This window comes from Actinoplanes derwentensis (assembly GCF_900104725.1).
Lineage (GTDB): Bacteria > Actinomycetota > Actinomycetes > Mycobacteriales > Micromonosporaceae > Actinoplanes > Actinoplanes derwentensis.
Genome location: NZ_LT629758.1, coordinates 6,602,901 through 6,614,522 on the forward strand (window position 1 = coordinate 6,602,901; position 11,622 = coordinate 6,614,522).

An 11,622-nucleotide genomic window follows, 5' to 3' on the forward strand; every position below is an offset into this window, starting at 1 on the left:
GCCCAGGCAGTTTAATCACGTTGCGGACCGGGTTAGTCCTGACTGTGTGCCGAAGTGTTTCGGCCGACGATCCCGCCGTTCGATCACGACTACGCTTGCGCCCTTCATCAGAGATCCACAAGTTTCGGCGGGGACGACGACAACCATGAGCCTGGACCACCGCTCGGCCGGCGCTCCGCGGGGAGCCGGGCCCGGCCGTCCACCGGCGGTCGACGTCCTGCTCACGGCCGCGCTTCTGATCACCGCCTGGACGCTCGGGGCCGGCATCAGGCGCCGGGCGGACCGGACCCGGCGGCTGACGGCGCAGGCGGTGGCCGCCGAGCGGGTCCGCATCGCCCGCGACCTGCACGACGTGGTCGCGCACCACCTCTCGGTCATCTCGCTGCAGGCCGGAGTCGCGGAGTACGTGCTGAACCAGGATCCGCGGAGCGCGAAGGACGCGGTCGCGACGGTCGCCGCGTCGAGCCGTGCGGCGCTGGACGACATGCGGCAGTTGCTCGACGTGCTGCGCGAGGAGGACGACTCCCACCCCGGTCTCGACGGCCTCCACGGCCTGGTGGACCGGACCCGCCGCGCCGGCCTCACCGTCGACTTCACGATGACCGGGGAGAGCGGCTCCGTCCCGGCCGGGCTCAGCCTGTGCGCCTACCGGGTGGTTCAGGAGTCGCTGACCAACGTCCTCCGGCACGCCGGTCCGACCACCGCCCGGGTCGAGGTGGTGATCGGCGACCGGATGCTCACCGCGACGGTCGAGGACGACGGCGGGACCACCGGGCCGGTGGCCGGGTCGCCGTCCGGCTACGGCATCCGCGGCATGCGGGAGCGGGCCGCGCTGTATGGCGGGACCCTCACCGCCGGACCGTCGGGCACCGGATTCACGGTCCGGCTGACCGTTCCGCTCGACGCCCCGGACGGAGCCGTCCGATGAGCATCCGGGTGCTGGTGGCCGACGATCACGATCTGATCCGCACGGGCCTGACGACTCTCCTCCGGGCGGCGCCCGGGTTCGAGCCGGTCGGTGTCGCCGCCGACGGGGCGCAGGCGGTGTCGCTGGCCGCCGAGACGGAGCCGGACATCATCCTGATGGACATCCGGATGCCGGTGCTGGACGGCATCTCCGCCATGCGCCAGATCCTCGCGGCCGCCGGTGAGCATCGCCCGCAGGTCATCATGCTCACCACGTTCGACCTGGACGAGTACATCTATCAGGCACTCACCGACGGCGCTTCGGGCTTCCTGCTGAAGGACACCCCGCCGGTCCGCATCCTGGCCGCCATCAAGACGGTCATGGCCGGGGACATGCTGATCTCCCCGCGCGTCACCCGGCGCCTGGTCGCGGCGTACGGCGAACAACAGCGCAGCTCGCCGGTCCGGATCCCGCCCCTCGGCAACCTCACCGCGCGGGAGACCGAGGTCCTGAGCCTGATCGGCGGTGGGCTGAGCAACAGCCAGATCGCCGGCCGCCTCGTACTGAGCGAGGCCACTGTCAAGACCCACGTGAAGCGGCTGATGGGCAAGCTCGATCTGACCAGCCGGGCTCAGGCGGTGGTCGTCGCCTATGAACGCGGCCTTGTGGTGCCCGGATCGGTTACGGACGGGAATGGCTAAAGATACCCCTGTGGTGGTATAAAACTACCTACCGAGAGGGACGACGAGAACCATCACTCTCACTACGGTGGATGAACGTCAACGGCGTGGGGGGCGTACCAGGCAGGAACCGGGTGCATCGGCCGGGCCTGTCACACCGGAGGAAGTTCTTGTCCACACTTCGAGTCGCCGTGATCTACGGCGGGCGCGGCCGCGGGCACGAACTCTCGTGTCAGTCCGCGAACACCGTGATCAGGCATCTCAACCGTGATCGGTACGACGTCCTCCCGGTTCACATCACCCCCGACGGGCATTGGGGCACCGGGGCGGCCGACCGGTCCCCGCTGGAGAGCATGACGCAGGCCCTCGACGCCATGGCCTCGGTCGACGTCGCGTTCCCCTGTCTGCACGGGGAGGACGGCACCATTCAGAGTGTGTTGAGTTTCAGTGGCATCCCCTACGTCGGCAGTGGTGTCGTCGCGAGCGCCGCCACCACGAACGGGGAGATCGCCCGGAAACTGCTCGCCGCGGACGGCATCCCGGTCGCCGGTACCCTCGCCAGCAGCGGCGACAGCATCCGTGTCGGCGTTCTGGAGTACCCGGACGGCCGACTGACGACCACCGCGGGCCTGGATAACATTCCGGCGGAGATGGCCGACCGGCTCGGTGGTTTCGCCGTGCGAGCTTTCAGGGCGCTCGGTTGCGCCGGCCTGCTACAGATCGGTTTCCGCTCCGACAGCCGGGTGGAACACACCAGTAGCCGGGTGGAACACGCCGACAGCCGGGTGGAAGCGGTCATCGACGACGTCGACACCATGCCGAACCTGGCCCTGGACGCGCCGTTCGCGCGCGCGTGGCAGGCGACTGGGATGGCGTACCCGCTGCTCCTCGATCTCTTGATCGAGACTGCGGTCGGCCACGGCCGACCAGTGCCGGACGCCGTAGCCGAAAGGAGCCTTCCATGACGAACATTCCGATCACCGTGTACGGCTGCCAGCCGGATGAGGCCGCCCTCCTCCGGGAGATGGCGCCTCGCCTCGGGGTGACGCTCACCCTGATCGAAGCCGTGCTGTCCGAGACCAATGCCGGCCTGGCCGCCGGCAGCCGTCTGGTCAGCGTGTGCCATAAATCCAAGATCTCGAACGACACGATTCACACACTCAGCCAGGCCGGTGTGGCCTACGTGTCGACCCGGAGTGTCGGGTACGACCACATCGACGTGGAGTACGCGGCGAGTGTCGGGATCGCGGTCGGGAACAGTGCTTACTCGCCGGACAGCGTGGCCGACTACACGGTGATGCTGATGCTGATGGTCCTGCGGAACACGAAGTCAACCGTGTTGCGCGCGGACGTCCACGACTATCGGCTGCACGAGGTCCGCGGCCGTGAGCTGCGGGACCTGACCGTCGGCGTGGTCGGGACCGGGCGCATCGGCACCGCGGTCATCGACCGGCTGCGCGGGTTCGGCTGCCAGATCGTGGCCTACGACAGCAACCCGGCGACATCGGTCTCCCAGGACTCCCTCGACGAGCTGCTGCAGCGCAGCGACATCGTGACGCTGCACACACCATTGAATCCGGGTACGCACCATCTGCTGAATCGCGAGCGCATCAGCCGGATGAAACCCGACGCGATCGTGGTGAACACCGGGCGTGGTCCGTTGATCGACACGGAGGCCCTGATCGTCGCCCTGGAGAATGGCAGCCTGGGCGGCGCGGCGCTGGACGTCCTGGAGGGTGAGGGCGGCGTCTTCTACGCCGATCGGCGTGATGTGCCGATCGGGAACAAGGCGCTGTTGCGTTTGCAGGAGATGCCGAACGTCGTCATCACCCCGCACACCGCCTTCTACACCGATCATGCGCTGCGGGACTCCGTCGAGAACTCCCTCATCAACTGTCTGCGATTCGAAAGTGAGGACCCGGCGTGACCAGGTTGAAGATCGGAATCCTGTTCGGTGGCGTCTCCGAGGAACACCCCATCTCGGTGAAATCCGCCCGCGAGGTCGCCAAGAACCTCGACCCTGACAAGTACGAGCCGTTCTTCATCGGCATCACCCAGAGCGGCGCGTGGAAGCTCTGCGACAGCCCCGACCTCGACGGTCCCAGCCGTCCGGCAATCCTCGCCCCCGACCGCACCGTGCGCGGCCTGCTCGTCCTGAACGAGGGCAACTACGAGACGATCACCCTCGACGTGGTACTGCCGGTCCTGCACGGCAAGCTCGGCGAGGACGGCGCCATGCAGGGCCTTCTCGAGCTGTCCGGCATCCCCTACGTCGGCTGTGACATCCAGAGTTCCGCCCTGTGCATGGACAAGTCGCTGGCGTACGTGGTCGCGCGCAGTGCCGGCATCAGCACGCCGAACTTCTGGACCGACAGCGCCGCTCTCGACCCGGACGAGCTCACCTACCCCGTCTTCGTGAAGCCGGCCCGCTCCGGCTCCTCCTTCGGGGTGAGCAAGGTCGCCGGCAAGGAGGACCTGGCCGCAGCGGTGGAAACCGCCCGCCAGTTCGACTCGAAGGTCCTGATCGAGGGAGGCGTCGTCGGTAAAGAGGTCGGCTGTGCCGTCCTCGGTGAAGGCGCCGACCTGTTCGTCGGCGAGGTCGACCACATCGCGCTGTCCCACGGCTTCTTCCGGATCCACCAGGAAGCCACCCCGGAGATCAGCTCCGACAACTCGACCCCGATCTGCCCCGCGGACCTCCCGCCGGCCACCCGCGATCTCGTTCAGGAGACCGCTAAGGCCATCTACCGCGCCCTCGGCTGCCGCGGCCTGGCCCGGGTCGACATGTTCCTCACCGAGAGCGGCGAGGTCATCCTCAACGAGGTCAACACCCTGCCCGGGCTCACCTCGTACAGCCGTTACCCGCGGATGATGGCGGCCGCCGGTCTGTCGCTCGGCGACATCATCGACCAGACGGTGTCCCTGGCCCTCACCGGCAAACTCCGGTGATCGACGGCTTCGTCTACGTCGACCAGGCCGTACCCGGGATCCGCTGGGACGCGAAGTACGCGACCTGGGACAACTTCACCGGTCGGCCGATCGACGGTTACCAGGCGAACCGGATCGTGGGCACGACCGAGCTGTGCGCCGCCCTGGAGCACGCCCAGCAGAAGGCCGAGAGCCTCGGCTTCGGTCTCCTGCTCTGGGACGGGTACCGGCCCCAGCACGCCGTCGACTGCTTCATCCGCTGGTCCGAGCAGCCCGAGGACGGCCGGACCAAGTCACGGCACTACCCGAACATCAATCGGGCCGACATGTTCGAGCAGGGCTACGTGGCCACTCGATCGGGTCACAGCCGGGGCAGCACCGTCGACCTGACGATCTACCACCTGGCGTCCGGAGATCTCGCCGACATGGGCGGCCATCACGACCTGATGGACCCGATCTCCCATCATGGCGCCGAGCAGATCACTCCGGCTCAGACCCAGAACCGCGAGCACCTGCGGGCCATCATGGAAGGGTGCGACTTCCAGTCGTACGCCTATGAGTGGTGGCACTACACCATGCGCAACGAGCCACACCCCGACACCTACTTCAACTTCCCGATCATCTAGTACGGGTTGTCGAAGGCGATCGGCAGCTGCCGCCGCCATCCGTGTTTCGTCGCGGATGCCGGCGGCAGCTATTTTCTGTCACGCGTGGCCGCACAGCACTTCGGACAGGCCGGTGATGTCGAGAACCTGCTGAACCAGCCCCCGGCCGTTGACCACGGTGAAGCCCCGGCCGGCGGAGGTGGCCGCCTGGTATCCCGCGACCAGGCCCGCGACGGCGTGCGAGTCGATCAACCGAGTGTCTTCCAGGTCGACGACCACCCGGATGATGCCCGGCCGGTGCGCCGCCTCGGCCAGCACGTGGGAGAGGGCATCCCCGACGCTCATGTCGAATTCGCCCGACAAGGCCACCCGCAGGACACCATCGGGTGCCTCGTGCGGGGAGATGGTGAAGGGTGGGTTGGTCACAACCGGAATGTTTAGCACGGGGGTACGACATCAGCACCGTTCACGTCACCGGCGGTGCGGGCGGCACCCGGAACGACGCCCAGACATGCTTGACGTCCCGGGTCCTGAACCACGACAACTGCCACGCCAGTGACCGGGCGATATGTAGGCCACGGCCACCGGCACGGGTCTGCTGAGGGGTGCCGCCGAGCTCCGGGCCGTGCTGCGGGTCGTGGTCGCTGACGTCGATGATGTAACAGTCGTCAGTGCCGAGCAGCCGGACGACGATCGGTGGCAGGCCGTGGCGCAGCGCGTTGCCGGCCAGCTCGGTGGCCACCAGACCGATCGATCGGACGACCTCGTCATGTTCCGCCTGATCCTGATCCTGATCCTGATCCTGATTCGGGGCGAGAAGGCGGTGGAGATCGGTGCGCACCCGTCTGAGGTCCTGGTCGCTCGTCAGCTCCCAGCTGAGCAGCAGACCGGCGTGCGCGGGCAGCGCCAGCAACTGCAAGGGACTCATGGTCAGCTGATGCCCTAACCACAAAACCGGAAACCCTCCACCAGCATCGAACACGATCATTGCCGTACGGAAAACCGATCCGGCGTGGAAAATCGCAGCCCTCAACTCGTAGCCGGGTCTCGCACACGACGAGGGCCCCGGCGCTTTTAAGCGCCGGGGCCCAGGGTTTACGGGTTGAATACACCATCTACCGACAGAATCGTCGGTTTGCCTTTTCCGCGCCAACCGCTGTCAGCGGATTGCGGCGCGAGGATCGCTTAAGCGTGACCGGAGACCACCTCACGTTCGATGGAGACTGCGGTGTCCACCCCAGAACCAGAAAACACGTCCCGACGGCGGGCGATCCAACGGTGTTCGGCCCTCCCTTTCCTCTGCTTCCATGACCTGTCAGTGCTGGCCGGCGACGGAGCCCCACGCAAACTTCATGGCCCCGCACACGTGCGGCAGATCCTTACCACCTCAGGCAGAGCCCTGAACCTGCATCAGCCCTGCCCGCATTTGCCTTGACCTGGAGTTACGTCAAGGTCTTGCCTTCCGAAACACGTGCGGTGATGCACTCCCACCGCACGACCGAGCGAGCCGCGAACACTCCGGGCCCTGCTTGAGCTCGGTCAATCACCGTCTGCGTCTTCAACGATCTTCGTTCCGTACGAGAGAAACACTAACCAGACTTCGCGAGAATGTCTAGTCCCCTCAACCTAGATTTTCTCGACGCCTACCCCAGGACTCCACGACTGCGGGGCGAGTGGTCCGGACCTGCAAAAGGGGCCGCCCACTCGGAGTCGACCCCTTGCTGAACCGGCGCTCGTCAGCTGTGCTGCGTCACCTTTGCGAAGCCGTCCGGACTCAGGGCCACCCAGGACTTCTCGACGTGGTCGAGGCACTCGGGGCGGCCGGCCGGGCCGAACCGTACGGTCCAGCCCGCCGGGACGGCACTGATACCGGGCCACAGCGAGTGCCCGCCCTCGCTGTTGGTCAACACCACGAAGGTGCCCTCGGCGTTGTCCAAGATGCTGGTCACAGCGGTGCCCCGTTCGCGCTGGATCTCAAGATGCCGGTCACAGCGGTGGCCCGTTCGCGCGGGATCCCGGTGCTTCGTCCTCGCCGATCAGCTCGCGCGAGGCGCTGAACGACGGCAAGCCTGGAGCCGGGCCTCGAAACCTGTTCGCGGAAGAGTGCCGCGACTGTCATCGCCACCCACCCGAACAGCCCGGATTCAATACCTGAAGCACTTGGAACCACTGCCATGTCAGCACCCCGTATTGCGCCGGCAGGATATCAATACAAGTGCAACGCCCCCGTTGGCAATTGCCTTATGTGTATCTTTAACACACGAGTCACATTGGCTAACCTTTATGACTCTTAAGATGGACCTTATCACGGGATTCGATCTTGCGTCAATAGCCCATCAGGGAAACGCCAATCGACGGCCTTGCAGGTTTCTTTAAGGTTTGTCGTCCATTAAGGACGACGTCTAGCGGGATGGAACTGAAGAGCACGCCCCGATCAGGGAAAATGGGGCTCACACGCGACCCGGTGCCTCGGTCACGTCTAAAGATCACAGCACCGGGTATGCGTGGTTTCGCATCATCAGGCCAGCCCGCCCAGCTGGCGCGATCGACGTCCCACCCTCGGACGATCATGATTAACTCGGCCCAAATCCGGCACATAGGATACCCCAAAAAGGGACTTATCTCGTAAATTATATTCATCGAGCAACATCTAGCCGGTTGCGGCTAGTGGCTAAATTCGGCCACGGCGGGGGCGGCTGGACGCCGGGAGACGTGACCGGCGGCGCTCCCGCCCGGGAGTGTGATCGACATCAACTAGCTCGAATCGATATTGACAGGCTCTTCAGCCGCTGGCACCATCGACGAAAATCGCATCGGCAACAAATCGGCAACAACCGTAAGCCATTTACAACCGACACCACTGGCTATTTCAGAGGAGTTTGGAAGCATGTAAGAGATCGGTATATCTGCGAGTGACACGAACTGTTTCGAATCGGAGTTCGGCCCGCCGGCCGAACGCGCTACAGCGCAGCCGGTTCGCACTTTTCCGCCGGGACCACACACCACCGGGCGCCTGTCAGGCAGGACATTACCGACCCTAGCGGCAGGCACGAACCACGGTGGCGGAACGATTCCGGCAGTACGACTTCGATCACAGCCGATGCCTGCGGCATGTGACCGCAAAAGAGGATCTCATCCGATCGAGCGCAATAACAAACTCGACGGGTGGGATGTGCACGGGGGAGGTAACAATGCAAACGGTTACCAATTCGACAGAGCCGAACAGAGCAGCCATGGCGCACGTGGCATCACCAGGAGCCACGGATGAAAGCCGCCGCCTAGGCGTTCAGCTCTACAAATCCGGACTGACGTTCACGTCCAAGCCGAGTCTCGCCGCCTGGGAACAGGTCGGCGCTAATCTCTTCTCCTTCGCCAATTCTTCCAGCTGGTGGATCGCCGACTGGCTGGTTTACGGCGAGTCGACATTCAATGGTCGTTACGTGGAGGCTGCGAAACGGACGTCGCTCAGTTATCAGACCCTTCGCAACTATACCTGGGTCGCGAGCAGATTCCCGATGTCCCGGAGAAGGCACAGCCTCAGTTTCAGCCACCATCTCGAGGTGGTCTCGCTGGAACGAGCAGAGCAGGACTACTGGCTTCGAAAAGCGGAAGAGCTGGGCTGGAGCCGGAACAAACTACGCACCGAGCTCCGGGCCAGCCTGATGCTCCGGCAGGGCGAACAGGCTCAGCCGGATGGTCCGAACCCGGTCGAAGAAGGCATTGCCGAGCCCGCCTCGGCTCCGGACCGACGGCTACTTCACCTTCAATTGTCGGCCGACGAGCTGGCGGGATTCGAAAGAGCCGCCAGCAAGGAGCGCGAGCACGTCGAAACCTGGGCGGCGGAGGTACTCCGCCGCGCCGCTGCCGGATCCTGACGACCGCAGTTCTCGTCACCCGGTCAGAATCGACCATCGCGCTGTCGCTGGGATAGGACTCCCCCGCGGTTGAGCACGTGAGCCTTCGTTGCACTTGTCTCGCTGGCGGGACAAGTGCAACGAAGGCAGCGGCAAGATTCGATTCGTACGCCCGAACGGCCGGGGAGCCCGCCCCACTCGTCGGAGAGTTCCGCTGGGAAGACCTCGCTGCTAACTTCTGGCCATATGACCGGAACAGGCGCGAAGACGACGGGACCCGTGCTGGGACCCACATTTGCCAAATTCTGGACGGCAGCCACGGCGTCCGCGCTCGGCAGTGGACTCGTCACGATCGCCGCGCCGTTGTACGTGGCCTCACGGACGAATGACCCGGTGATCGTCTCGGCGGTCTCGGCCATCATCTGGGTCCCGTGGCTGCTGTTCACGCTCCCCGGTGGCATTCTCGTCGACCGGGTCGACCGCCGGCGGCTGATGATCGGACTGGACTGGGCCCGCTTCGTCGTGATGGCGGCGCTGGGTGTCGCGATCCTGTTCGGACACGCGCCGCTGTGGTTGCTGTTCGTGACCCTCTTCCTGATCCACACGGGTGAGGTGCTGTTCGAGACGGCGAGCCAGGCGATGATCCCGGCGGTGGTCCCGAAGGATCTGCTGGAGAAGGCCAACGGCTGGCTGATGGGCGGGACGATCACGACCAAGGACATGATCGCCGGCCCGCTCGGCGCGTTCCTGTTCGTGGTCGCGGTGAGCATCCCGTTCCTGGTCAATGCCGGGATGTACGTGATCAGCGCGGTCTTCATCACGCTGGTTCCGGGGGTGTTCCGGATCGCGGCGGGTCCGGCGGCCGTGGACGTCACCGCAGGCGCCGCCGCCGAGTCCGGCACCACCGGAAGCGCCCTCAAACAGGGCTTGGTCACGGCCCGGTCCGACATCGCCGAAGCCTTCCGGTTCCTCATGGGCCAGCCGATCCTGCGCACCATGAGCCTGCTGATCGGCGTTCTGAACATCACGCTCACCGCGGGTGGCGCCGTCCTCGTACTGCTCGCGAAAGAACGCCTGCACCTCGGCTCGGTCGGCTACGGCCTGCTGTTCTCCAGCATCGCGGTCGGCGGCGTCGTCGGGTCGGCCTTCGGTGACCGGATCATCAAGCGGGTGACGTCCACCTGGACGGTTCGCGGCGGTCTTCTCGTCGAGGCCGCGATGTACCTGGCTCTCGCGGCGTCCGGCAACCCGTACCTGGCCTGCTTCGCGCTCTTCCTGTTCGGCGTGCACACCGCGCTGTGGTACATCGTCGCCGGCTCGCTGCGGCATCGCCTGACCCCGCCGGAGATGATGGGCCGGGTGTCCAGCCTGCACCTGTTCATCGTGTTCGGCGGCAACGCGGTCGGGGCGCTGCTCGGTGGAGTCCTCGCCAAGCAGTTCGGGCTGACCGCGCCGTACTGGCTCGGTTTCGCCGTCGCCCTCGCCGTCACCGCGGTCACGTGGCGGATCTTCAACCGCGACGCGATGACCAAGGTCTCCGAGACAGCGAATTCCGGACAGTGATCCCGGTGCCCACCGCCACTACGGCGGTGGGCGCCAAGAACCGTCAGCCGCACGCGTCGCGCAGCACCTTGAGGTGGGTCAAGCCGGACAGGACCTCATCGGCCGGCAGCCCGAAGTCGATGAGACAGGCGACCTCGTCCACCCCGAGTTCCGCGAGGTTCGCGACGATCCGCTGGGCCTTGTCGACCGAGCCGAGCAGGCCGATGTTGTCGAAGTAGTGCTCGAACGCTCGCTCGACCAGGAAGTCGACCTCGTCGGGTTCGAGGTTCGCGGCGTCCTCTGGCCCGAGGTCCGACGACAGGATCAGGCGCAGCGAACTGCGCATGTAGGCCGTAAGTGACGGCCTGACCTGCTCCCGGACCGCCTCGTTGTCCTCGCCGAGGAACGTGTGCACCATCGCCACGACGTGGCCCGTCCAGGCGCCGTCGCTCGCCTCGGCCGCGGCCTTCCGGTATTCGGCGACCTTCTCGGCCAACTGCTCGGGACTCTGCCCGAGCAGGTGGGTCAGCAGGCCGGCCCGGATCCGGCCGGCGCTCCGGAAGGTCTCGACGTCGCCGACACTGGTGATCCACACCGGCACCTCGGCCTGCACCGGGGGCGGGAACGACCGAACCTGACCCGGGTTGCCCAGTCCGTCGACGACGTCGATGGACTCCCCTCGCCACAGCGCCCGCACCTGCTCGATCCGGTCGTACATCACGGTCCGCCGGTCCTGGTACGCCGACGGGTTCAGCGCGAAGTCGGTCGCGTGCCATCCCGAGGCGAAGGACACTCCGGCGCGGCCGTGCGAGATGTTGTCCACCACGGACCACTCCTCCGCGATCCGCAGCGGGTGGTGCAGGGGCGCCACCACGCTTCCGGCCCGGATCCGCACCCGGCTGGTGATCGCGGCGATCGCCGCCCCGGTCACCGAGGGATTCGGATAGGTCCCTCCGAACTGGTGGAAATGGCGTTCCGGCGTCCACACGGCGTGGAAATCGTTCTCGTCCGCGAAACGGGCGCCGTCCAGCAGCAGCCGGTACCGGTCTGTTTCGACCGCTCCGCTGTCATCGGCGAAATAGAACAATCCGAAGTCCATCATGTCT

General features: G+C 65.8%; 12 protein-coding genes. 8 read left to right on the top strand and 4 right to left on the bottom strand.

The genetic code is table 11. The features are described from left to right. Nucleotides 1-145: 145 nt before the first annotated feature. From BLU81_RS28985 to vanX, 6 genes are all read left to right on the top strand, one after another. The gene (locus BLU81_RS28985; protein WP_092548171.1) at nt 146-928 is read left to right on the top strand and encodes a sensor histidine kinase; all 783 of its coding nucleotides are present in this window, start codon (nt 146-148) and stop codon (nt 926-928) included. Next, nucleotides 925-1,608 (top strand): response regulator, encoded by a 684-nt coding sequence (locus BLU81_RS28990; RefSeq protein WP_092548174.1) that lies wholly within the window; start codon nt 925-927, stop codon nt 1,606-1,608. The genes BLU81_RS28985 and BLU81_RS28990 overlap by 4 nt, the downstream gene beginning before the upstream one ends. 149 nt (nt 1,609-1,757) lie before the next feature. Then, nucleotides 1,758-2,552, top strand: a complete 795-nt coding sequence (locus BLU81_RS28995; RefSeq protein WP_157751828.1) for a D-alanine--D-alanine ligase — start codon at nt 1,758-1,760, stop codon at nt 2,550-2,552. Beyond that, the gene (locus tag BLU81_RS29000) at nt 2,549-3,514 is read left to right on the top strand and encodes a D-isomer specific 2-hydroxyacid dehydrogenase family protein (RefSeq protein WP_092548182.1); all 966 of its coding nucleotides are present in this window, start codon (nt 2,549-2,551) and stop codon (nt 3,512-3,514) included. Before BLU81_RS28995 ends, BLU81_RS29000 begins: the two co-directional genes overlap by 4 nt. Then, the gene (vanA, locus tag BLU81_RS29005; protein WP_092548185.1) at nt 3,511-4,536 is read left to right on the top strand and encodes a D-alanine--(R)-lactate ligase; all 1,026 of its coding nucleotides are present in this window, start codon (nt 3,511-3,513) and stop codon (nt 4,534-4,536) included. The genes BLU81_RS29000 and vanA overlap by 4 nt, the downstream gene beginning before the upstream one ends. Further along, on the top strand, nt 4,533-5,141 hold the full coding sequence (gene vanX, locus BLU81_RS29010) for a D-Ala-D-Ala dipeptidase VanX (RefSeq protein ID WP_092548188.1): 609 nt from the start codon (nt 4,533-4,535) through the stop codon (nt 5,139-5,141). The genes vanA and vanX overlap by 4 nt, the downstream gene beginning before the upstream one ends. Nucleotides 5,142-5,219: 78 nt before the next feature. On the opposite strand, the gene BLU81_RS29015 is transcribed toward vanX, so the two are convergent. The 3 genes from BLU81_RS29015 to BLU81_RS29025 all read right to left on the bottom strand — a co-directional run bounded on the left by BLU81_RS29015 (nt 5,220) and on the right by BLU81_RS29025 (nt 7,069). Further along, a complete protein-coding gene (locus tag BLU81_RS29015) occupies nt 5,220-5,546 on the bottom strand; it encodes an STAS domain-containing protein (protein ID WP_092548191.1) in 327 nt (108 codons plus the stop codon). Nucleotides 5,547-5,586: 40 nt separating this feature from the next. Beyond that, complete coding sequence (locus tag BLU81_RS29020; RefSeq protein ID WP_092548193.1) at nt 5,587-6,048, bottom strand: ATP-binding protein; 462 nt, start codon at nt 6,046-6,048, stop codon at nt 5,587-5,589. Nucleotides 6,049-6,856: 808 nt separating this feature from the next. Then, nucleotides 6,857-7,069 (bottom strand): MbtH family protein, encoded by a 213-nt coding sequence (locus BLU81_RS29025; protein ID WP_092548196.1) that lies wholly within the window; start codon nt 7,067-7,069, stop codon nt 6,857-6,859. A 1,284-nt stretch (nt 7,070-8,353) separates the two neighbouring features. Here BLU81_RS29025 and BLU81_RS29030 point away from each other — a divergent pair. Further along, nucleotides 8,354-8,995, top strand: coding sequence for an LmbU family transcriptional regulator (locus tag BLU81_RS29030; protein WP_172890644.1), 642 nt, complete (start codon nt 8,354-8,356; stop codon nt 8,993-8,995). A 225-nt stretch (nt 8,996-9,220) separates the two neighbouring features. Then, nucleotides 9,221-10,537, top strand: coding sequence for an MFS transporter (locus BLU81_RS29035; protein WP_092548199.1), 1,317 nt, complete (start codon nt 9,221-9,223; stop codon nt 10,535-10,537). 43 nt (nt 10,538-10,580) lie between these two features. Here BLU81_RS29035 and BLU81_RS29040 read toward each other — a convergent pair whose 3' ends face one another. Then, nucleotides 10,581-11,618: a MupA/Atu3671 family FMN-dependent luciferase-like monooxygenase gene (locus tag BLU81_RS29040; protein WP_231953567.1), complete on the bottom strand. Its 1,038-nt coding sequence runs from the start codon at nt 11,616-11,618 to the stop codon at nt 10,581-10,583. Nucleotides 11,619-11,622 lie beyond the last annotated feature (4 nt).